Origin of the sequence: Micromonospora sp. WMMC241, from assembly GCF_027460165.1 — a bacterium.
GTDB classification, from domain to species: Bacteria; Actinomycetota; Actinomycetes; order Mycobacteriales; family Micromonosporaceae; genus Micromonospora; species Micromonospora humi.
In genome coordinates this window covers 3079489-3100986 of sequence record NZ_JAPZBF010000001.1, presented here as the reverse complement: position 1 = coordinate 3100986, position 21498 = coordinate 3079489, and the positions used below count along the sequence as shown (strand labels likewise).

Genomic DNA, 21498 nt, shown 5'->3' with positions numbered 1-21498 from the left:
GAGCCCGGCCGCGCTCAGCCGCGCGCCGCCCGCCAGGTCCAGGCGCTCCGGCGCGGTCGACCGCCCAGCGGGGCGCGGCCGGTCAGCCAGAGCAGCACCGGCGCCGGGTCACCGGCGGGCGCGTCGGGGAACAGCCGCCGCACCGCAGCCGCGCACAGCTCGGCCGGCGGTGACCAGGCCAGGCCGAGGCCCCGGGTCACGTCGTGGGTGTGCAGCAGGATCTCGGCCACGCCCATCGCGGCGAACCCGTCCGCGTCGCACGGACCCCAGTGCCAGCCCCGGTCGGCCGGGTCGGCGGCGTCCACCACGGCCGCGAGCATCCCGGCGGCGGCCACCGCCACGGCCAGCACCTCGGCGGGCGGTGCGTCCGGACGGACCCGCAGGTCGAACGGGAGGTAGCCGTCGGTGCGACGGCCGGCCACCTGGCCGGCGTATCCGACCAGGTCGTGCGCCACGTGCGCGGCGGTGGTCCAGCAGGACCAGTCCAGGTCGCCCGCGCGTACCGTCCAGTCGCGGTCGGCGGCCGGCAACAGCGCGGCGGCCATTACCGTGGCGGCCGAACGGACGTCCGCGCCGTTCACCGCCGCCGCACGCGCAGCACGCAGGTCAGCATGGGCACGGTGAACTCGCCGTGCGCGGTCTCCGGGCGGCTCGCCAGGAACGCGCGGATCCGGTCGAGCGCGGCCGCCCGCTCCGGCTCCGGCATGACCAGCATCCCCGCCCGGGTGGCCAGCGTCGCCACCAGCGAGTCGGCGGTGCGGCGCTGCCCGTGCGGGAACTCGGCCTGCTCCGGCGCGTCGAAACGGGCCGGCGCGCCGTTCCTCGGCAGGTGCATCCGCGCCGTCTCGACCCGCCAACTGGCGGGCGTGTCCCGGGGGCCGACGGCCGCGCTGCCGCTGACCTCGGCCAGCCCGGCGACCCAGTCGACCCGGTCGTCCAGCACGTTCCACAGCCCGGCCAGCACGCCGCCGGGGGCGAGGACCCGGGCGATCTCCGGGCCCGCCACCGCCATGTCGAACCAGTGCATGGCGTTGCCGGCCAGCACGGCGTCGACGGCGGCGTCCGGCAGCGGGATCGCCTCGGCGCTGCCCGGCAGCGCCGACGCGTCGGGCAGGGCGCGGCGCAACTCGCCCAGCATGGCCGGGTCCGGCTCGACGGCGGTGACCTCGGCGCCGACCGCGCCGAGCGTGGCAGTCAGCTTGCCGGTGCCGGCGCCGAGGTCGAGCACCCGCCGACCGGGCGCCGCCTCCAGCGCCCACCGAACCGCGTCGCGCGCGTAGTCCGGGCGGTGCTCGGCGTACGCGGTGGCCGCCGCACCGAACGACGAGGAGTGCCGATCGTGTGCGTCCTGGTCCATTCAGACGTTCCCCTCGTCGAGCGCGGCGAGCAGGCGCAGCGGATTGATGTAGTCGCGGTAGGACACGACCAGGCCGTCGCGGACCCGGAACACCGCGATCACGGTCTGCTCGAACGGCGCACCGGTCGCGACGACGGTGCCGTGGGCTTCGTATTCCACGACGACCACCTCGGGGTCGGTGCTCTCGTGCAGCACCAGGTCGCGGTGCTCGTCGATCGTGACCAGGGCGTTGGCCGCCTCGGTCAGGTGCCGCCGCAGCTCCGCATGCCCCTGCACCCGGCCGGGCACACCCGCCGGCCGGAACGGCCACTCGATGTACCCCTCCGGGGCCATCAGGGCCACGAACGCCTCGACGTCCTGCTCCCGGCCGGCGCGCAGCACCCGCTCGACGACCTCACGCGACGACACCGGCACCGTTGCCTCCAGAGTGGATCGGCGTTGTTGCTGCCACCGTAGTGGAGGTCCCGGTCGTCCGGTGCGCCTGTGCGCTGTTCTGCCAGCGGCGAAACCCGTTCTGACCGGGCTCGCCGGTCACTACGCTCAGTGCGATGACGGCGATCACCACACGTACGGTCGAGTACTCGGCCGACGGCCTGACGATGATCGGGCATCTCGCGCTCCCGGCCGGTGTCGACCGGCGACCAGCGGTGTTGCTCGGGCCCGAGGGCACGGGACTCAGCGACGTCGAGCGCGGCCGGGCCGATGCGCTCGCCGAGCGGGGATACGTCGCGCTCGCCTTCGACCTGCACGGCGGGCGCTATCTGGGCGATCCCGAGGAGATGCTGGCCCGGTGCCTGCCGCTGCTCGCCGACCCCGAGCGGATGCGGGAGATCGGCCACGCGGCGCTCGCCGTGTTGCACGCCGAACCGCGGACCGATCCCGAGCGGATCGCCGCCGTCGGCTACGGCACCGGGGGCGCCATCGGGCTGGAACTCGGGCGCGACGGCGTCGACCTGCGGGTGATCGGGACAGTCAACGCACTGACCACGGGCCGACCGGGCGAGGCGGCGCGCATCCGCTGCCCGGTGTGGGTCGGGGTCGGATCGGAGGACCCGATCATGCCGCCCGCGCAACGGGACGCGTTCGTCGACGAGATGCGGGCCGCGGGCGTCGACTGGCGCCTCGTCGTCTACGGCGGCGCCCTGCACGCCTTCCACCACCCGCCCGTCGACCACCCGGTGGTCCCCGGCGTCGGCTACCACCCACAGCACGCGCGGCGGGCCTGGCGCGACGTCGTTGCTCTGCTCGACGAGTGCCTGCCCGTGACGCAGTGACACGGCCCTGCGTCGAACGGCTACCGTGCACCGCAAACGACGGTCAGGGTTGACCGGTCGCGGCGGGCCGAGTGCCCGCCGCGACCGGATGCCCGCTACCGCACCGAGATCAGCGTGAAGGTGAAGCCGGCGATCCTGGACCGCCGCATCGGCACGTCGCACTTGACCCGCCGCTGGACCTCGGGCCGGCTGAGGCCGAGCCCGCGCGCGACGAGCCGGTCCGGGCGTACCGGTACCGGATCGCGGAAGGCCACCTCCACCCGGACCGGCCACGCCTCGTCGAGCGGCGTCGGCGCGGCGTCCAACCGCCAGGCGTCCGTCCAGTCGAGGGTGAAGCGGTTGCGCCGGGCCAGCGCCGGATCCAGCAGTGTGGACGCCACCAGCCGGCTGTCGTTGACGTGGTAGCCGTGCAGTTCGACCGGATCGAACGAGCCGACCGGCATGCGCTCGTACACGGTGAGTTTGCTCGTCCGGTCGCAGCGCATGCAGCGGACCAGCAGCCACACGTCCAGCAGCTTGCCGTTGGCGTTGACCCGGAACCGCCCGGCGCCGATGGTGGCGGACTCCGAGGGGCAGTCCACGCACCGCCACGACAGCAGCGGCAGCCGGGTTCGGTGAACGACCCAGGGCAGCACGATATGAGGTTGTGAGGACATGAGTTTCGAGACCTGATCTCTCTAGACCTGACACGAGGCCGATTACGCGCGACCTCGAACGCCGCATGACCGGGTGCGCGGGGCAGCCCGGCGGAACCGACGCGGGGCGTCGGCTACCGGTGAGCGGTGGAACGTGTCAGATCTGGAGAGCAGGCGGGGTCATGCGGTGTGTCCTCTGTCCTCGACGCGATAGGTCGAGCGGAACCTACGGGAGTTCGGCCGCACGGCTCAACCGGTTTCCGCCGGAGGGTCGGGCCGTGGGCGGCCGCACGCCGTCGAACAGGACTGCGAGAGCGCGGTCGAGAACCGGGCCTGGGTAGTCGCCGGTCTCGGCGGCGAGGCTGGCTCCCCGCAGCAGGGCGAGCACCTCGGGCATGTCGATGTCGGGGCGCACCGCGCCGACGCGCTGGGCGTCGTGCAGGAGTTCCGTCAACGCCGCGCGCATGCGCGTTCGCTGCTCCGACTGCTCCGCCTTGGGATCGACGCCGGCGCCTCGTAACGCGTCGGTCAGCGACTTCCTGCCCGCCGCGTCCGCCACGATCTGCGTGAAGAAGTCGAAGAAGGCGGTCTTCGGCGTGGCGGCCGTCCGTAACCGGGCGGCCGCCTGCAGAAGCAGTTCCACCCGAGCCGAGATGATGGCCGCGTACAAGGCCTCCTTGGTGGCGAAATGGCGGTAGACGGTGCCGACGCCGACTCCGGCGCGCCGGGCGATCTCGTCCATGCGGGCCGCCGGCCCCTGCTCACCCAGCACGACCTCGGCCGCGGCCAGGACTCGTGCGCGGTTGCGCGCCGCGTCCGCGCGCATCATGCCCGCCCCGCAACGTCCGGCGGCGTTGACAAGCGGAATCCAGGTTCCATATATTCAAACGGAATCACGGTTCCGATTCTACGAGGGCGGCCATGCGGTACACGACACTGGGCCGGTCGGGCCTCCGCGTCTCCCGGGCATGCCTGGGCACGATGAACTTCGGCAGCGATCCGCAGGCCCCGACTCCGGAAGCCGAGGCGCGGCGAGTCGTCGACGCATTCCTCGACGCCGGCCACAACTTCATCGACACCGCGGACACCTACCGGGGCGGCACCAGCGAGGAAATCGTGGGACGGGCAATCGCGCACCGCCGCGCCGAGGTCGTCCTGGCCACCAAGGCGGGGGTGCCGCAGGGCGGCGGTCCCAACGACCGCGGCCTGTCCCGGGCGCACTTGACCCGCGCCCTGGAGGCGAGCCTGCGCCGCCTGGGCACCGACTACGTCGACCTGTACCAGTGCCACGTCCCCGACCCGGACACCCCGGCCGAGGAAACCATGGCCGTCCTCGATGATTTCGTCCGCTCGGGCAAGGTTCGCTACCTGGGCTGCTCCAATTTCACGGCGGCGGGGATCGTCGGGGCCCAGTGGGCGGCGCAGCGCGTGGGCGCAACGCCCTTCATCAGCCTGCAGGCCAACTACTCCCTGATCGCACGCGCCATCGAGGGCGAGATCGTCCCCACCTGCCGACAGCACGGCCTCGGCATCCTCGCCTACAGTCCACTCGGCAGCGGACTGCTCGCCGGGCGATATCACCGAGGCGTTGCGCCGGCCGAGGGTTCGAGACTCGCCGAGTGGGCAGCCATGCCCAGCCCGACGGCTCGGACCTTCGTGAGCGGTCTGCTCGCCGAACGGCATTTCGACATCGCCGAGGAAGTTGCCGCCGTCGCCGCCGAACTGGGGACCCCTACGCCGGCCGTCGCGCTCGCGTGGCTCGGCGGCCGATCCGAGATCACCTCGGTCGTCCTGGGGCCCCGCTCGGTCGAGCAGTTGGAGACCAACCTCGCGGGCTTGGCGGCCAGCCTGCCCGAACACACCGTCACCCGGCTGGATGCCGCCAGCCGCAGCACCGTGGCACCACCGGTGAACGGCCAGCACCACGCATCCTGACCCGGGACCGCCCGGCTCGGCGACGGCGTGCACCCGAATTAATGGATTACCGGTTACGATATTCCACCAACCTGGACGGACATTATGGACAAGTGGGGCTTGCATCATAATGACAGTTCTTGTGCGTAATGCTTCAGCCTGGTGTTCGACGCCCGCTAGCCTCCAGCGGTGAGCGTCATCGACAAGGTCGCGTGGCTGCGGGTGGAGAACGGGGCGATCCTCAGCACCCGGTCCTTCGGCAAGGACGTCTACTACCTGCCGGGCGGCAAACGGGAAGACGGTGAGAGCGACCTCGACACGCTCGTCCGCGAGATCCGGGAGGAACTCAGCGTCGACGTGGACCCCGACAGCGCCGTGTTCACCGGCGTCTTCGAGGCCCAGGCGCACGGCCACGCGGACGGCGTCGTGGTGCGGATGCGCTGCTACACCGCCGACTACCGGGGGACCCTACGGCCGGCGGCCGAGATCGCCGAACTGGCCTGGCTCACCTACGCCGACCGTCACCGGGTCTCCCCGGTGGATCAGATCATCTTCGACCATCTACGTCGCGAGGCCGAGCTGCGGTGAGCGGGCTCAGGGCCGGTAGCCGGCCCGGGCCGCGGCCACCTCGGCGGCGCGCCGCTCGCGCCACCGACGCTGGGCGTCGCTGTTGCAGCGCCGGCACACCTTCCGGAACCGCCCGGTGGTGGGGTCGAACTCCCGGTCGTGCCCGTTGCGGCACGTCGGCTGCTGCTGACGCTCCCGGCAGTTGTCGGCGTGGCTGAGCTGCCGCAGGTGGGTCGGCTCGATGCAGTCGGGGACGCCGCAGTCGTGGCGTACCTCGAGGTCCGGCCGGTAACCGCCGACGAAGACCGCGTACGCGGCGACGTGCGCCCAGGCGCGACCGGCGAGCTTCTGGTGGACCCCGCGCCGGTCGCCGTAGCCGCGCACGACCAGGCAGCCGGTGGGTGAACGCTCGGCCCGGCTCAGCAGGTAGGCCCGCAGCGACTCGTCGGTGAAGCGTCGGGACAGTCCGGTCACCTGCGACAGCATGCGGGGAGAATACGAGAACCCGCCGGCGCGCGGGCCGCCCGCACCGGCGGGCGACCCGCGTCTCGTCTCAGCGTTGGGTGCGATCGTCGATCTCGGTGCCCGACTCGCCGGGCCGGGCGCCGATCGCCTCCTCGGCGGCGCGACCGCCGGTGCTCTCGTCGCCCTGCCGAAGCGAGCTACGGGGCAGCCCGGCCAGGTGCGCCGGGTCCTCGATCGGCTGGTCCGGCCAGTCGTCCTGGGTGCCGTCGGCCAACCCGGCGCGGCGTAGCACCTCGACCAGGTCGTCGTGCGACAGACGCTCGGCATTTGGAATGCCGGCCCCGCGCGCCATCGACTGAAGCGTCTTCAGGTCTTCGCTCACGAATGTCTCGGCCATGCCGAAGCCTTCCCCGCGCTCAGGACAAGGAAACCGGCGTGATCGCGGAAGAGTGGTATACCTAGGAGTCATAATTATGACCAGGAGTCATACCGCTTTTGCTCTGCTATTCCAATGACGGCGACACGCCCGAGGGAGCAGGCGCCGCCGAGCGCGACACCACCGGCCGGTACCTCCTCGGCAGTGTCGACGGGCGACGCGTGGATCCGCCCGAGACCGCGGCCGAGCGGCCCGCCGGCCCGACCGGTGCGGACCGCGATCACCTCGGCGGCGATGCTGATCGCGGTCTCGGCCGGCGTGCTCGCGCCCAGGTCCAGGCCGGCCGGACCGGCCAGCCGCGCCAGCGCGCCGTCCTCGACACCGGCCGCGCGCAGCCGGGTGACGCGCTCGGCGTGCGCGCGGCGGGACCCGACCGCGCCGACGTAGGCTGCCGGGCCGGCGAGGGCGACCTCCAGCAGCGGCAGCTCGAACTTCGGGTCGTGGGTCATGGCGATCAGCACGGTCCGTTCGTCCACCCGGGCGCCGGCGACCTCGGCGGCGAGGTAGCGGTGCGGCCAGTCGACGACCACCTCGTCGGCCGAGGGGAACCGGCGGCGGGTGGCGAAGGCGGGCCGGGCGTCGCAGACGGTCACCCGGTAGCCGAGCTGGGACCCGACTGCGGCCAGCGCCGCGACGTGGTCGGTCGCCCCGAAAAGGATCATCCGCGGCGGCGGTCGGTACGCGGTCACCAGCACCGCGAGGTCACCCGGGTGTCGGCGCACCTCGGTGCGGGCGGCGGCCAGCGCCGCTCGCGCGTCCCGGACGGCCGCCGCGTCGAACCGCGCGTCGCCGAGCGAGCCGTGCACCCCCCAGGGGCCGAGCAGCATCCGCCGGCCCAGCCGGTGCCGGGGTCCGGCGACACAGGTCAGCACGGCCACCGGCGCGCCGGTGGCCACGGCGGTGACCACGTCGTCCAGCCGGGGAAACGTGTCCCGGTCGAGGCGTTCGACGAAGACGTCGATCGTGCCACCGCAGGTGAGGCCGACGCCGGTCGCCGCCTCCCGGCCGGCGCCGTAGCGCAGCGCCCGGGCGAGCCCGGTCTCGCGTACGCGCTCGGCCTCGGCGTGCACCGCCGCCTCCACGCAGCCACCCGAGACGCTGCCCAGGACCGTGCCGTCCGGCCCGACCAGCATGGTGGCGCCGACCGGGCGCGGCGCGCTGCCGGTGGTACCGGTGACGGTCGCGGCGGCCACCGGCCGGCCCGCCAGCCACCACCGCAGCAGGTCGGCGAGGTGCTCACGCATCGAGCAGCCCCGCCTGCTCGGGCCGGTCCACGTCGGTCCCGTCGGCGACGTCGGCGCAGGGCACGACCCGCAGCCGGTCGCGGTGGGCCCGTAGGTAGTCGCGCGCGCCCCGGTCGCCGACCGCCGTGCGGGCAACTCCCGTCCAGTGGTCGCGGCCGAGCAGCACCGGATGTCCGTGGCGACCGTCGCGGTGGGCGGCCACGGCGAGGGAGCCGGTGGTGGCGTTCCGGGCCACCCGGCGTACCGCGGCGGGGGTGAGGCCGGGCATGTCGACCAGGGTGACCACCGCCGCGACGGCGGCCGTGGGCCGGAGCGCGGCCAGCCCGGCACGCAGGGACGAGCCCATGCCGGTCGGCCACGCGTCGTTGTGGACGACCTGGGGCAGTCGGGCGCGGGCCCGTACCTCGTCGGCGGCCGCACCGAGCACCACGACGACCGGATCGCAGCCGGCGGACGTGAGGATCCCGGCGGTGTGCTCTACCAGCAGGCCACCGCGACAGGCCAGGAGCGCCTTCGGGGTGCCGAACCGACGGCCGGCGCCGGCGGCGAGGAGCAGTCCAGCCGTGGCCATGGGCCGAGCCTAGGCGGGAGAACCGAGATCCGGTATCCCTCGCTTGTTGGTTTCTCGCCTAGCATGTATCTCGTATTTGTCGACGGGATGGCGGTGAGGTGCCGGGTGACACCAGACGAAGCGCCCGCGTGGCGGCGGCTCAGCCCGCTGCCACTGGACCGGTTGGCGCCACTGCCGGCGGTGGCCGACCACCTGGGCCGGGCCGGCGCCGGCCGGCGACTGGCCGAGGCCGACGCCGCCCGCACACCCCCCGACGACCTGCTGGCCGAGTTGCGGTCCCTCGGCGTCGCGGCCGTGTACGACCCGGCCACGGCCACCGCTGTGCACGTCAACGCGCTCAACGCCGTCCTCGCACGGCACAGCGGCAGCCTCGCGATCACCCTCGGCGTCAACGCGTTGGCCCTGCTGCCGCTCTACATCGCCGGGACCCCGCAGCAACGCGATCGGGCCGGTGCCGTGCTGCGGGCCGGCGGCTCGGCCGCCATGCTGCTCACCGAGCTGGAGCACGGCAGCAACCTGGCCCGAATCGCGACCCGGGCGGTGCCCGACGGCGACGGCTGGCGGCTGACCGGCGAGAAGGACCTGATCAACGGCGGCCGACGGCACGAGCTGCTGGTGGTCCTGGCGCGCGTCGACGACGGCGCGGACCTCGGGATGTTCCTCGCCGAACGCGACGGCTCGGTGGACGCCCTGCCCGCCTGGCGCACGCTGCCCACGTCCGCGGCCGACATCTCCGGCGTACGCCTCGACGGCACCGTGGCGCAGCCGGTCGGCGCGCCGACCGACGGCGCGGGTGTCCTGCGGCTGACGCTCGCCCTGTCCCGGGGCGGCATCGGGTCGCTGGCCTCGGGTGCCGCCAGCGGGGCGCTGGCCCAGGCGGTCGCCTACGCCCGGGAACGGGACGTCTACGGCGAACCGATCGTGCACCTGGGCGCGATCGCGGAGCACCTGTTCCGGGCCACCGCCCTCGACGTGCTGGTGGCGGCCGCCGCCGTCAAGGCCACCTTCCTGATCAACACGCTCGGGCCGGCCGCCGCGCACGCCACGGCGGTGGCCAAGTACGCCTGCTGCCTGCTCGCCGAGGAGGCCGTCACCGAGGGCCGCGCCGTGCTGGGCTCCCGGGCGCTGGTCGAGGAGTTCGGCTACGCCGCCCGGGTGCGCGACGTGCTGCTCTACGGCGTCTTCGACGGCACCAGCCACATCCTGCTCGACCAGTTGCAGTGGCGGCTGGAACGCTTCGCCGCCGGGCCGCCCCGGGGCGAGGACGGCTACCGGACACTCACCGCTGCGTACGCGAGCGCGCCGCAACCCCTCATCCACGTCGCCCGGTTGCGGGTGCGGCCGTTCGCGCCGAACCCGGCGGTGCGCGCCGCGACGCTGGCCGCGGCCGGCGGCCGGCCGGCGGTGGGCGCGCTGGCGACGCTGCTACGGCGCCTGTTCGACCTGGTGGGCCGGGCCCGGCGCAGCGGACGCTGGGCCGCCGACCAGGCCTGGCGGTTCGCCGCCGCCGGGGTCCTCGCGGAGGTGGAGGCGCTGCTGGCCGCCGTCGAGCTGGTCGATCCGCACGGTCGGGTCGCGGCCGGCCTGCCCGGCCGCGCCGGGGAGGTCGACGAGGCCGCGCTCGGCTACGCGCTCGGCTGGCGGGGTGCCGTGCTCGCGGCCCGGGTCGACGACCTCGCCGCCGACCTGGCGGCCGACGATCCACCCGGACCTGGGCCGGCGCGGACCGACGACCTGATCGCCGCGTTCGCGGGCGAACGGGCGCCGGCGCGTGCCGCGCTGCGACGCTGGCTGACCGCTCCGCCCGCCGACCGGTCGGCCGCCGGGGCGTCCCGGTGAGCGGCGCCGACCGCCGACCGCGGGTGGCCGTCGACGTGGCCGGCGCGGACCTCGGGCCGGAGCCGGTGGTCGCCGGCGCGCTGGCCGCCGCGGCGACCACGGACGTGGTGCTGGTCGGCCCGCGCGAACGCATCCGGCCGCTGCTGCCCGACGGCGTGCCACCACCGGGGGTACGGCTGCTCGACGCCCCGGACGTGGTGGGCATGGCCGACGACCCGGTGGCCGCCACGTACGCCAAGCGGCGTTCCTCGCTGCTGCTCGCCGCCGCGGAGGTGGCGGCGGGCCGGGTCGACGCCATGGTGACCCCGGGCAACACCGGCGCCGCCGTGCTGGCGGCGGCGGCCCGGCTGGGGCGGGTGCCGGGGGTGACCAACCCCGCGCTGGCGACGGTGGTGCCGGTGCCGGACGCCGGGCCGACCGTGCTGCTGGACATCGGCGCGACGGCCACCGCACAGCCGGAGTGGCTGGTCGAGTTCGCGGTGCTCGGCGCCGAGTACGCCCGCTGCCGCCTCGGCGTCGAGCGGCCCCGGATCGGGTTGCTGTCCAACGGCCACGAGTCGGTCAAGGGCGGCCCGGTACGCCGCGACGCGCACCTGCTGCTGGCCGCGGCGCCCGGCTACGTGGGCCAGATCGAGGCGTACGACGTGCTGGGCGGCCGGGTGGACGTGGCGGTGACCGACGGGTTCACCGGCGACGTGGCGTTGAAGATGTACGAGCGCACGCTGGACGCCACCGTGGGGCTGGCCCTGGCGGCGGTGCGGGCGTTCTCGCCGATCGGGGCGCTGGCGCGCGACCGGGAGCGGCGGGTGACCGCGGCGGTACGCCGAGGGCTGGCGGCCGAGGCCGGCGGCGCGTTGCTCGGCGTACGCGGGGTGTGCGTGGTCTGCCACGGCGCGGCCGGCGCGGCCGACGTGGCGGCCGGCGTGGACATCGCGGTCGAGTGCGTGCGCTCCGGGGTGGTGGCGCGGACCGGCGTGGCGTTCGCGGCCTCGTCGCGTCGCCGCCGGGCGGTGCGTCGGGTCGCCGTCGACGGATGACTCAGTCGTTCTTGTATCTGGTTTTCCACATACGAGCGTTGATATGGTGCCGGGGACTCCTGGGGTGAGGGTGGTGCGATGTCAGAGCAGATGATCCAGGTCCACGAGCTGCGCCGGTCGTTCGGCGCGACGACCGCTGTCGACGGGGTCGGATTCTCCGTCGCCGCCGGCGAGGTGGTCGGCCTGCTCGGCCCGAACGGCGCCGGCAAGACCACCACGATCCACTGTCTCACCACACTGCTCAGACCGGATTCGGGCAGCGCCCGCGTCGCCGGGTTCGACGTGGTCGAGCAGGCCGCGCAGGTGCGCCGCAGCATCGCGGTCACCGGCCAGTTCGCCGCGCTCGACGAGATGCTCACCGGCCGGGAGAACCTGGTGCTGTTCGGCCGGCTGCTCGGCCTCGACCGTCGGGCCGCCGCCGCGCGCGCCGACGAGCTGGTGGAGCGTTTCGACCTGGGGGAGGTGGCCGGCAAGGCGGTCCGCACCTACTCCGGCGGCCTGCGCCGCCGTGCCGATCTGGCCGCGAGCCTGGTGGTCGACCGGCCGGTGCTGTTCCTCGACGAGCCGACCACCGGTCTCGACCCGCGCAGCCGGCGGGCGTTGTGGGAGGTGGTGCGGCAGCTGCGCGCCGACGGCACCACGGTGCTGTTGACCACGCAGTACCTGGAGGAGGCGGACCAGCTGGCCGACCGGGTGCTGCTGATCGACCACGGGCGGGTGGTCGCCGAGGGCACGCCGGACGAGCTGAAGGGACGCCTCGGCGGCACGGTCTGCGAGGTGCGGGTGGAGGATCCGCGGGCCCGGGAGACGGCCGCCGCGCGCCTGCGCGAGGCGTTCCCGGACCTCACCGAGGACGACGACGTGCTGCGCGTCGCCGCGGGCGCGGGCACGCTGACCGAGGTGGTACGCCGGTTGGAGTCCGCCGGCGTCGAGGCCGACGACGTGACGGTCCGCCGGCCCACCCTGGACGAGGTGTTCCTGTCGCTGACCGGGTCGACAGCCGGCGTGCCCGACGTGGCGGGGGCCGGGCGGTGACCGTCGCGAGCCCGCCGGCCGCCGGGCCGGCACGGCAGTTCGCCGTGCTGGCCGCGCGCAACCTGCGCCAGGCGCGGGTCGGCCGGTCGATCGGGCTGACCGTGGTGTTCCCGCTGACGTTCTTCGCCGGCTTCATGGTGGTGTTCCACCGGCTGATGGCGGACTACGGGATCGCCTACGAGCAGTTCCTGCCGCCGGCGATCGTCGTGCAGACCACCGTCCTGGTGGCCATGTCGGCGTGCTACATGGTCGCCGGTGACGCGCGCAGCGGGTTGATCTCCCGCTACCGGACGCTGCCGATGGGAGCGGCCGTGGTGCCCGCCGCCCGGCTGGTGGTGGACGCGGCGCGGGCCGCCGTCGCGGTGGCGGTGATCCTGGTCGCGGCGGTGGTGGTCGGCTTCCGGTTCACCGCGGGCGCGGCCGGAGCGGTGGATTTCGTGCTGTTGGCGATCGGTTTCGCGGTCGTGCTGGCGGCCGGTTGCGCCGCGTTGGGCCTGGGCGCTCGCGACCCGGAGCAGGCCTACTCGGCGCTCACCCTGCCGTATCTGGTGTTGACCACGGTGTCCACCGCCTTCGTGCCGGTCGACGCGTTCCCGGGCTGGTTGCAGCCGGTGGTCCGGGTGTCGCCGTTCTCCGCCCAGGTCGACGCGCTGCGGGCGCTGTCCACCGAGGGCGCCGACCAGCGGGTGTGGCCGGCGCTGGTCTGGTTGCTGGTGCTGGGTCTGCTGTTCGGCTTCGCCGCCGCCCGTTCCTTCCGGAGGACCCGATGAGCACTGTCACCCAGGCGTCGCTGTTCGCCGGGCGCAACCTGCGCCGGTTCTTCCGCGCCCCGCCGGCGCTGATCTACTCGTTCGCGTTCCCGGTCCTGCTCCTGCTCACCCAGTACGCGGTCTTCGGGCGCATCGTCGGCGACGGCGACCGCCAGCACTACCTGGAGCGGCTCGCGCCGCTGGTGGTGCTCTCGACCGCCGCGTTCGGCTCGCCGTCGAGCGCGGTGGGTTTCCTGCGCGACCTCAAGGGTGGGCTGGTCGACCGGCTGCGGACCATGCCGGTGCGGCCTGGGGCGCTGCTGGCCGGCCGGCTCACCGGCGACGTGCTGCGCATCGTGCTCATCGGGGTGCTCACCACCGCGGTGGCGCTGCTGCTGGGGTTCCGGTTCCGGCAGGGCGCGGCGGCCGTGGTGGGTTTCTTCGCGGTGCTCGCGCTGTTCGGGGCGATGTGGGCGGCGATCGCGTTGTGGCGCGGCTCGGGGCCCGGCGACGAGGAGTCGCTGCCGCCGTCGCTGACCGGCCCGGCGACGCTGCTGTTCATCTTCTCCTCGGGGTTCGTGCCGGTGTCGGCGTTCCCGTCGGTGGTGCAGCCGCTGGTGCGGGCCAACCCGTTCTCGACGGCCACCGAGGCGCTGGTCGGGCTCTCCTCCGGCGGCCCGGTCCTGGCGCCGGTGCTGCAGACCCTCGCCTGGGTGCTCGGGCTGGGCGGGGTCTGCCTGCTGGTGGCGGTGCGCCGGTTCGCGCGACGTACCGCCGCCTGACGGCGCGGGCCGGTCAGACCGGGCTGGCCATCCGGTAGAGCATCTGCTGGCCGCCGGTGGCCAGCAGATGCCCGCCCGCCGACCACACCCTTGCGCGGGCGCCCAGGGTGCCGCCGTTGGCCGAGGCGGCCTCGCCCTCGACCAGCAGCCACTCGCCGGCGTCGCCGCCGGCCTGGAAGCCCACGTACAGGTCCATGCTCGGGGCCATGAACGTGGTCTGCTCGAACGCCTGCACGATGGCCGGGAACTGCACCACGTCGACGGCGAACACCAGTCGGGCGGCGGCCAGCCACGGGTCCGCATCGGCCGGCAGCGGCTCGTGCAGCCGCAGCCAGCCCCGCACCGTCGGCACGCCGTCGCGCTGCGGCGACCAGCCGCCGGCGGGCCAGCCGGACAGGCGTACCTCGTAGCAGCGTTCCCAGATCGGCAGCACCGGCAGGCCGTCGCGGCGCATCAGGTCGACGAGCGCCGGCAGTTCGTCGGGCCCGGGCAGCTCCGGCGCCGGCATCCAACGACGTTCCGGGCCGACCAGGCCGTCCGCGACGGTCCACACGTGGGCGGCGAGCACGGTGCGGTTGCGTTGGCGCAACGTGACGTGGAACGCGGCGGCGCGGCGGGTCCCGTGCACCCGCTCCACCGTCAGTTCGGCCTCGCCGTAGCGGGCCGGGGCGAGGAACTGGCAGCTCAGGCTCACCGGCAGCAGCCCACCGGCGGCGTCGCCGGCGGCGCGCAGGGCCACCGCCGCCAGGTAGCCGCCGTTGGGCCCCCACACCGACCAGTCCTCCGACAGGTCGGCCCGGTAGTGGCCGGGCACGGTCCGCTCGACCGCGGCGTCGTCCGCGAGACTGGCCATCCGGTCCTCCTCCTCGACGCACCCGTCCGTCGACACAAGATACTGCACAACAAAAGCAGATACGAGTACGATGCGGCGCATGGATCTACGTGACAGCGCCGAGGAGGCCGCGTTCCGGGCCGGGCTGCGCGACTGGCTGACCCGGTCGGTGCCGGTGACCGCCGGGGCGGACGGCGCGCCGGCGCGGGGGCGGTGGGACGACGTCGACGCCGTCCGGTCCTTCAGCGCCGCGCTGCACGATGCCGGCTACGCCGGGCTCACCTGGCCGGCGGAGTACGGCGGTCGCGGGCTGTCCCCGGTGCACCAGGCGATCTACCTGGAGGAGAGCGCCCGGGCCGAGGCCGGCGAGCACATCGGGGTGATCGGCCTGGGCATGGTCGGTCCCACCGTCATCGCCTGCGGGTCACCCGCCCAGCGGGCCTGGTACCTGCCCCGGATCCTCACCGGCGAGATCATCTTCTGTCAGGGCTTCTCCGAGCCGGAGGCGGGCAGTGACCTGTCCGCCGTGCGGACGCTCGCCCGCCGCGACGGCGACACCCTGGTGGTGACCGGGCGCAAGGTCTGGTCCTCCTACGCGCACCTGGCCGACCACTGCCTGCTGCTCGTCCGCACCGACCCGGGGGCGACCCGCCATCGTGGCCTGTCGTGCCTGCTGGTGGACCTGCGGGCGCCGGGGGTGACGGTGCGGCCGATCCGGCAGATGACCGGCGAGGCCGAGTTCGCCGAGATCGAGTTCGACGAGGCGCGGGTGCCGCTCGACGCGGTGGTCGGCGAGATCGGCGACGGCTGGCGGGTCGCGATGACCACGCTGGCCCACGAGCGCGGCACCTTCGGGTTCACGCTCACCGCCCGGCTGGAGGTGGCGTTCCGCCGGCTGGTCGCGACCGCCCGGGCCCGGGGTCGCGACACCGACCCGCTGGTCCGCGACCAGATCGCCGCCCGCTACGTCGAGCTGGAGGGACTGCGCTGGACCAATCGGCGCGCCCTGGCCGCGCTGCGACGCACCGGCACGCCGGGCCCGGAGACCTCGGTGGTGAAGCTGCGCTGGTCGCAGGCGCACCAGCGGTTGACCGCGCTGGGGGTGCAGCTCACCGCCGGTGGCCGGCCGGACGGGTGGGACCGCTACTGGCGGCGCGAGATGCTGCGCAGCCGCGCCAACACCATCGAGGGCGGCACCTCGGAGGTGCTGCGCAACGTGATCGCCGAGCGGGTGCTCGGCCTGCCCCGGTCCTACTGACGCGCCGCCCCGTCCGTGGAGGAGACAGCATGGACTTCGCACTGACCGGTGAGCAGGAGGCGTTGCGCGACACCGCGGCGAAGTATCTCGCCGACGAACGCGCCGACGCCGACCGGGCGTGGAACGACGTCACCGGGCTCGGCTGGATCGACCCGGAGCTGGGCACCGTCGAGCTGGCCCTGCTCGCCGAACAGCTCGGTTACGCGCGCAGCCCGTCGCCCTGGTGGGCGACCGTGGGCCTGGCCGGGCCGGCGCTGCGGGCCGGCGGCCGTACCCTGCGCCGGCCGGCCACGCTGGCCTGGGCCGAGGAGCCCGGCCCCGGGACGCTCGCCGCCCTGCTGTCGCCGGCCCGCTCCGGCGGTGTGAGCTGTACGGTCGCCGCCGACGGCACCCTCGACGGGCGCAAGGTCGCGGTCCCGCACGCGGGGGAGGCGGCGGACCTGGTGGTGGCCGTCGCCGGTCCGGACGGCGTGGAGCTGCGCCTGGTCGACGCGTCCGCGCTGCACCCGGCGCCGAGCGACGCCGGGCCGGCGGGCCTGGACCCGACCCGGCCGGCGGCCACGGTGGACCTGTCGGGTGCGGCGTCGGCGCCGCTGGTCGCGGCGCACGCGAGCGGGGACGTGCTCGCGGAGATCAGGCGGCGCACGCTGACCCTGCTCGCCGCGGAGGCCGTCGGCGTGGCGACGCGCGCGCTGGCCTGGGCCACCGAATACGCCACCGCCCGCACCCAGTTCGGCCGGCCGATCGGCGCCAACCAGGCGGTGGCGCACCCCCTCGCGGAGCTCTACGGCCAGGTCGAGACCGCCCGGTCACTGGCCTACCGGGCCGCCTGGTCGGTCGACGCGGAGCCCGGCCCGGTCGCGGACCGGGCGGTCGCCACCGCCGCGGTGGCCGGGCGCGAGGCCGCGACCACCGCCTGCGAGGCCGCCATCCAGACGTACGGGGGCAGCGGGTTCACCTGGGAGCAGCCGTTGCACCACTGGTATCGGCGGGCGTGGTGGCTGGCCACGTTCGACGGCACGGTGAGCGACCTGCGCGCCGAGCTGGCCGCGTCGCTGTTGGACGGGACGACCGGTCAGGACGCCCCGGGCCGGTAGGAGCCGAAGCTCCAGATGTTGCCCTCGGAGTCACGCACCGAGTAGCCCTGGCCGCCGTAGTCCTCGTCGCGCAGCTTCTGCACGATCTCGGCTCCGGCCGCGACGAGCCGGTCGTAGTGCGCGCCCACGTCGTCGAGGACCACGTAGGTCGCGCCGGGGCCGGTCTCCAGCACCAGGCGCCCGTCGCTGCCGTCGGTCTCGGAGGCGAGCATGACCATGCCGTTGCCCCAGGTCAGCTGGGCGTGGCTGATGGTGCCGTCCGGACCGGGGACGACCAGGGCCTCGCGGAAGCCGACGACGTCCACCAGCCAGCGGACGGCGGCCGGCGCGTCGCGGTAGCGAAGCGTGGGGATGATTTCCGGGCCTGCGCTCATGCCGGAGAGTCTAATGAAGAATCGCGGATAGCACATGCGCTGCGCATGGCATGTCGGATCTTCGGCTACGCTGTGCCCATGCTTCGCTACGACTACGTCATCGTCGGCGCGGGAGCGGCCGGCGCGGTGCTGGCCGCGCGGTTGAGCGAGGAGCCCGGGCGTTCGGTGCTGCTGCTGGAGGCCGGGCCGGACCTGGTCGGTGACGCCGGTCCGGAGGTGTTGCGCACCGGTTCGGTGGAGGCGGAGGACGGCTTCGACTGGGACCTGCGCGCCACCGTCGTCGCCGGGCGCGAGGCGCCGCTGCGCCGCGGCCGGGTGGTCGGCGGCTCGACGCGGATCAACGACCGGGGCGCGATGCGCGCGCCGGCGGCCGACTTCGCCGCCTGGGGTCGCGCCCTGCCGGAGTGGGACTGGCCGGCGGTGCTGCCCGCCTTCCGCCGGCTGGAGAGCGACAAGCAGTTCGGCGACCGCGACCACCACGGCGCGGACGGTCCGGTGCCGATCACCCGCTGGTCGCGCGGTCAGCTGACCCCGGCGATGGACGGCTTCCTGGAGGCGGTGCTCGCGCTCGGGCACGACTACCAGGAGGACATGAACGCCCCCGACGCGGTCGGCATCGGGATGTATCCGCAGAACCGGCGCGACCGGCTGCGCATGTCGACCGCGCTCACCCACCTCGACCCCGCCCGGTCCCGGCCCAACCTGACGGTCCGGGGCGACGCGGAGGTCGAGCGGGTGCTGCTGGCCGACGGCCGGGCGGTGGGGGTGCGCGTCGGCGGCGAGACGATCGGCGCCGGCGAGGTGGTGCTGTGCGCCGGCAGCCCCTACAGCCCCGCGTTGCTGCTGCGCTCGGGCATCGGCCCCGCCGACGAGCTGCGGGCCGCCGGCGTCGACCCGCTGGTCGACCTGCCGGGTGTGGGCGCCGACGTGATCGACCAGCCGGGCGCGATCATCCTGGTGGTGCCCGAGCCGGAGGCGGTCGGCGGCGACTGGCCCCGCACCCAGCTCATCGGACGGCTCGCCGGCATCCCGGGGCACGCCGCCGACCAGGCCTTCTACCTGAGCCTGTTCACCGGGATGAGCACCACGCGCGGCCCCGGCGCGGGCCTGGACAGGCTCGTCGGCACCGACCTGATCAACACGGTGATGATCGGCGACATGGCGATGGCCTCGCGTGGCCGCATCGGCATCCGCTCCGCCGACGCGGGCACCCCGCCGGTGGTCGACCTCGACTTCTACTCGGCCGACGGCGACCTCGCCCGGATGCGCGACGCCTACCGGCACGCCTGGGAGATCGCCAACCAGGCGGCGTTCACCAAGACCGTGGCCCGCTTCGCGCTGGTGGACGACGCGGTGGTGGGCGACGACGAGCAGCTCGACCACGTGTTGCGCAACACGACCTACAGCCGGCTCAACCTGGTCGGCGGCGCGCGGATGGGCCCCTCGGGCGACCCGGGCGCGGTGGTCGACGGGCACTGCCGGGTGCACGGCGTGCCAGGCCTGCGGGTGGTGGACGCCTCCGTGGTGCCGGTGCCGCTGCGGGCGCCGGCGGCGCTGACCAGCATCATGATCGGGGAGCGCGGCGCGGAGCTGATCCGGGGCTGACCGCGCCGGCTGACCCGCCCGGGTGGCGGCGGGGCGCTCGCCGTGCGACCGGGCGGTCAGCGGTAGAGGCTCGCCGACGCGGCGGGGGCGTCAGCGCCGCAGCAGCGCGGACAGCGGCGTCCGCGGGTCGGCCACCACGGTGCGCGCGACGGCAACGTAGCCGTCGAGCAGCCGCTCCGCGTCGGCGGGCGCCAGCCTAGGGGTGTGGAACAGCACCACCCGCAGGCCGGGCCCGCGCGGCGCGACCGCCAGTTCGGTGCCGAACCGGCTGCCGATCGCCTCCGGCAGGAGCAGTTCGAAGTCGGCGTCGGCGACCGGGACCCGGTGGTCGAGCTCGGCCATCATCTGGAACACCACGTCGTCGACCCGCCCGCCCAGGTTGGCGCTGCCGGTCGAGACCGCCTGGTAGGGCTGCTCCTGGTGGGCGAAGGCGGCGGCGGCGGTCGCGTGGGTGGCGCCCAGCAGGGCCTCGAAGGTGGCGAACGGCGGCAGCCGGGTGCGCAGCACCACCATGTTGGCGCAGAAACCCACGGTGCGTTGGCTGTCCGGGTGGCTGCGGTTGGCGAACAGCGAGGCGACGGCGAGGTCGCCCTGACCGGTGATCCGGTGCAGCACCGCGTAGTAGACCGCAAGCGTGACGGTGAACAGCGTGGTGCGGTGCTGCCGGGCCAGCTCCCGCAGCCCGCCGGCCACGGCGACGTCCAGGTCGCGCCCCAGTACGCCCGGCGTGGCGCCCGGCGGTGGTTCGCGGTAGGGCAGTCGGGGCAGCCGCAGCCCGGTGAGCTGGGCGCGCCAGAACTCCCGCTGCCGGTCCAGTTCGGTGCCGGCCAGCCGGGCCTCCTGCCAGGCGACGAACCGGCCGTACTGCCACGGCACCGCTGGCAGCTCGGCGGGCCGGCCCAGGTGCCGGGCGTAGAGCGCGCGCAGTTCCTCGAAGAGCAGCCCGCACGACCAGGCGTCGGTGACCAGGTGGTGCATGGTGAAGCAGAGGACCACCTCGTCGTCGGCCACCCGCCAGGCGGTCGCCCGGGTGGGCCACTCGCCGACGTCCACCCGGGTGGACAGTTCGGTGGCGACGGCCGCCTCCGCTGCGGCGCGCGGGTCGGGGTGGTCGCGCAGCTCGACCACGGGCAGCGGCACCGGTCGCGGGTCCTGCACGTGTTGGGTCAGGCGGGGGCCGCGGCCGGTGAACGTGGTCCGCAGCGCCTCGTGCCGGGCGGTGAGCGCGGTCAGCGCCGCCGCCAGCGCGTCGACGTCGACGGTTCCGGTCACCCGGCACAGCAGCGGGCAGTTCAGCGCCCCGTGGTCGGCGCGGTAGTGGTCGATGATGCCGAGCAGTCGCTGACCGACGGAGGCCGGTAGTTCTCGGGGCGCCACGCTGCGACGGTACCCGCCCTCTCGCGTATCTGTCATCAAGGGTCTGGCATCTTGTGTTGTTCGTCGGTACCTTGGGCGCATGTCTGGTCTGTCGGTCACCACGCCCGTGCCGGCTCGGCTGACGTGGCGGTACGAGTCCGAGATGCCTCGGGTGCTCGCCCTCTACGAGCGGGCCAAGAGCGCGCAGTGGAACGCCACCACGGACGTGGACTGGTCGATCCCGGTGCCGTTCGGCGAGCCGTTGCCCGACGACTCGGCGTTCGCCATGGCGTCCTTCGAGGCGTCCCCGCTGGCCGCGCGCGGCCGCCCGATGTGGGACACGTTCCGCTGGGAGCTGCAGTCCTGGATGGTCAGCCAGTTCCTGCACGGCGAGCAGGGCGCGCTGGTGGTCGCCGCCCGCCTGGTCGAGGTGGTGCCCGACCTGGACAGCAAGTACTACGCGGCCAGTCAGGCCGCCGACGAGGCGCGGCACGTCGAGGCGTTCTCGCGCTACCTGCGGGAGAAGGTGCCGGACCCGTACCCGATCAACCCGGCGCTGGCCGAGCTGCTGGAGGACCTGCTGTCCGACGCGCGCTGGGACATCACCGCGCTGGGCATGCAGATCATCGTCGAGGCACTGGCGATGGCCGCGTTCCGGCTGGCCAACAGCACCTTCCACGACCGTCTCATCTGCGACATCACCCGGCTGGTGGCCCGCGACGAGGCCCGGCACGTCTCGTTCGGCGTGCTGTCGCTGGAGGGCATCTACGCGGAGATGACAAGCGCCGAGCGGGCCGACCGGGAGGAGATGGTGCTGGAGTCGGCGAGCCTGATGCGCCGCCGCTTCCTGCTCGAGGACGTGTGGGAGCGCATCGAGGTCGACCGCGAGGAGGGCGTCGACTTCGCCGCGCACAACGAGCTGATGATCAAGTACCGGCAGGCCATCTTCGCCCGGGTGGTCACCGCCCTGGCCAACATCGGCCTGCTGACCCCCCGGGTCCGCTCGGGGCTGGAACGCCTCGACCTCATCGGTTTCGCCGACCGCTCGATCCGCCTACCTCGCGCCTGACC

At 74.3% G+C, this 21498-nt stretch carries 24 protein-coding genes; 12 read left to right on the top strand and 12 right to left on the bottom strand.

The genetic code is table 11. The features are described 5' to 3' along the window. Window positions 1–14: 14 nt before the first annotated feature. From O7598_RS14455 to O7598_RS14445, 3 genes are read right to left on the bottom strand one after another with little or no spacing between them, the layout of a single operon-like run. Entirely contained in the window at window positions 15–581 is a 567-nt protein-coding gene (locus O7598_RS14455) for a hypothetical protein (protein ID WP_269691864.1), read from the bottom strand. Beyond that, a complete protein-coding gene (locus O7598_RS14450) occupies window positions 578–1357 on the bottom strand; it encodes a class I SAM-dependent methyltransferase (protein ID WP_269691863.1) in 780 nt (259 codons plus the stop codon). Before O7598_RS14450 ends, O7598_RS14455 begins: the two co-directional genes overlap by 4 nt. Beyond that, entirely contained in the window at window positions 1358–1765 is a 408-nt protein-coding gene (locus O7598_RS14445; RefSeq protein WP_269691862.1) for a nuclear transport factor 2 family protein, read from the bottom strand. Window positions 1766–1905: 140 nt separating this feature from the next. On the opposite strand from O7598_RS14445, the gene O7598_RS14440 reads away from it, so the two are divergent. Continuing rightward, window positions 1906–2631 carry a dienelactone hydrolase family protein gene (locus O7598_RS14440; RefSeq protein ID WP_269691861.1) on the top strand — a complete coding sequence of 242 codons (726 nt, stop codon included), beginning with the start codon at window positions 1906–1908 and terminating at the stop codon, window positions 2629–2631. Between the two features lie 95 nt (window positions 2632–2726). Here O7598_RS14440 and O7598_RS14435 read toward each other — a convergent pair whose 3' ends face one another. Both O7598_RS14435 and O7598_RS14430 read right to left on the bottom strand, forming a co-directional pair. Beyond that, a complete protein-coding gene (locus O7598_RS14435; RefSeq protein WP_269691860.1) occupies window positions 2727–3266 on the bottom strand; it encodes a DUF1062 domain-containing protein in 540 nt (179 codons plus the stop codon). A gap of 226 nt (window positions 3267–3492) precedes the next feature. After that, window positions 3493–4095, bottom strand: coding sequence for a TetR/AcrR family transcriptional regulator (locus tag O7598_RS14430; protein WP_269691859.1), 603 nt, complete (start codon window positions 4093–4095; stop codon window positions 3493–3495). A 92-nt stretch (window positions 4096–4187) separates the two neighbouring features. Between O7598_RS14430 and O7598_RS14425 the strand changes: the two genes are divergently transcribed. Together O7598_RS14425 and O7598_RS14420 are read left to right on the top strand one after the other, a co-directional pair. Further along, entirely contained in the window at window positions 4188–5201 is a 1014-nt protein-coding gene (locus O7598_RS14425) for an aldo/keto reductase (RefSeq protein WP_269691858.1), read from the top strand. Window positions 5202–5369: 168 nt separating this feature from the next. Continuing rightward, entirely contained in the window at window positions 5370–5768 is a 399-nt protein-coding gene (locus O7598_RS14420) for an NUDIX hydrolase (RefSeq protein ID WP_269691857.1), read from the top strand. Between the two features lie 6 nt (window positions 5769–5774). On the opposite strand, the gene O7598_RS14415 is transcribed toward O7598_RS14420, so the two are convergent. The 4 genes from O7598_RS14415 to O7598_RS14400 form a co-directional block, all read right to left on the bottom strand. Then, window positions 5775–6233 carry an HNH endonuclease gene (locus O7598_RS14415; protein ID WP_269691856.1) on the bottom strand — a complete coding sequence of 153 codons (459 nt, stop codon included), beginning with the start codon at window positions 6231–6233 and terminating at the stop codon, window positions 5775–5777. Between the two features lie 67 nt (window positions 6234–6300). Beyond that, entirely contained in the window at window positions 6301–6609 is a 309-nt protein-coding gene (locus O7598_RS14410; RefSeq protein WP_269691855.1) for a hypothetical protein, read from the bottom strand. A gap of 74 nt (window positions 6610–6683) precedes the next feature. Then, complete coding sequence (locus tag O7598_RS14405; RefSeq protein ID WP_269691854.1) at window positions 6684–7892, bottom strand: XdhC family protein; 1209 nt, start codon at window positions 7890–7892, stop codon at window positions 6684–6686. Further along, window positions 7885–8463 (bottom strand): nucleotidyltransferase family protein, encoded by a 579-nt coding sequence (locus tag O7598_RS14400; RefSeq protein ID WP_269691853.1) that lies wholly within the window; start codon window positions 8461–8463, stop codon window positions 7885–7887. Before O7598_RS14400 ends, O7598_RS14405 begins: the two co-directional genes overlap by 8 nt. A 105-nt stretch (window positions 8464–8568) precedes the next feature. Between O7598_RS14400 and O7598_RS14395 the strand changes: the two genes are divergently transcribed. From O7598_RS14395 to O7598_RS14375, 5 genes are all read left to right on the top strand, one after another. After that, entirely contained in the window at window positions 8569–10302 is a 1734-nt protein-coding gene (locus O7598_RS14395) for an acyl-CoA dehydrogenase family protein (protein WP_269691852.1), read from the top strand. Beyond that, entirely contained in the window at window positions 10299–11339 is a 1041-nt protein-coding gene (locus tag O7598_RS14390) for a phosphate acyltransferase PlsX (RefSeq protein WP_269691851.1), read from the top strand. Before O7598_RS14395 ends, O7598_RS14390 begins: the two co-directional genes overlap by 4 nt. Before the next feature lie 78 nt (window positions 11340–11417). Beyond that, the gene (locus O7598_RS14385) at window positions 11418–12374 is read left to right on the top strand and encodes an ATP-binding cassette domain-containing protein (RefSeq protein WP_269691850.1); all 957 of its coding nucleotides are present in this window, start codon (window positions 11418–11420) and stop codon (window positions 12372–12374) included. Beyond that, complete coding sequence (locus tag O7598_RS14380; protein ID WP_269691849.1) at window positions 12371–13144, top strand: ABC transporter permease; 774 nt, start codon at window positions 12371–12373, stop codon at window positions 13142–13144. Before O7598_RS14385 ends, O7598_RS14380 begins: the two co-directional genes overlap by 4 nt. Beyond that, on the top strand, window positions 13141–13905 hold the full coding sequence (locus O7598_RS14375) for an ABC transporter permease (RefSeq protein WP_269691848.1): 765 nt from the start codon (window positions 13141–13143) through the stop codon (window positions 13903–13905). The genes O7598_RS14380 and O7598_RS14375 overlap by 4 nt, the downstream gene beginning before the upstream one ends. Window positions 13906–13918: 13 nt before the next feature. Here O7598_RS14375 and O7598_RS14370 read toward each other — a convergent pair whose 3' ends face one another. Then, window positions 13919–14758, bottom strand: coding sequence for an acyl-CoA thioesterase (locus O7598_RS14370; RefSeq protein ID WP_269691847.1), 840 nt, complete (start codon window positions 14756–14758; stop codon window positions 13919–13921). Between the two features lie 79 nt (window positions 14759–14837). Here O7598_RS14370 and O7598_RS14365 point away from each other — a divergent pair, with 79 nt between their 5' ends. Next, complete coding sequence (locus O7598_RS14365; protein WP_269691846.1) at window positions 14838–15995, top strand: acyl-CoA dehydrogenase family protein; 1158 nt, start codon at window positions 14838–14840, stop codon at window positions 15993–15995. Window positions 15996–16024: 29 nt separating this feature from the next. Continuing rightward, window positions 16025–17092 (top strand): acyl-CoA dehydrogenase family protein, encoded by a 1068-nt coding sequence (locus tag O7598_RS14360; RefSeq protein WP_269691845.1) that lies wholly within the window; start codon window positions 16025–16027, stop codon window positions 17090–17092. Here the strand turns inward: O7598_RS14360 and O7598_RS14355 are convergent. Next, window positions 17071–17466, bottom strand: coding sequence for a VOC family protein (locus tag O7598_RS14355; protein ID WP_269691844.1), 396 nt, complete (start codon window positions 17464–17466; stop codon window positions 17071–17073). The genes O7598_RS14360 and O7598_RS14355 overlap by 22 nt on opposite strands. A gap of 78 nt (window positions 17467–17544) precedes the next feature. On the opposite strand from O7598_RS14355, the gene O7598_RS14350 reads away from it, so the two are divergent. After that, window positions 17545–19071 (top strand): GMC family oxidoreductase, encoded by a 1527-nt coding sequence (locus tag O7598_RS14350; RefSeq protein ID WP_269691843.1) that lies wholly within the window; start codon window positions 17545–17547, stop codon window positions 19069–19071. A gap of 90 nt (window positions 19072–19161) precedes the next feature. On the opposite strand, the gene O7598_RS14345 is transcribed toward O7598_RS14350, so the two are convergent. Continuing rightward, on the bottom strand, window positions 19162–20448 hold the full coding sequence (locus tag O7598_RS14345; RefSeq protein ID WP_269691842.1) for a condensation domain-containing protein: 1287 nt from the start codon (window positions 20446–20448) through the stop codon (window positions 19162–19164). A gap of 79 nt (window positions 20449–20527) precedes the next feature. Between O7598_RS14345 and O7598_RS14340 the strand changes: the two genes are divergently transcribed. After that, window positions 20528–21496 carry a ferritin-like domain-containing protein gene (locus O7598_RS14340; RefSeq protein WP_269691841.1) on the top strand — a complete coding sequence of 323 codons (969 nt, stop codon included), beginning with the start codon at window positions 20528–20530 and terminating at the stop codon, window positions 21494–21496. Window positions 21497–21498 lie beyond the last annotated feature (2 nt).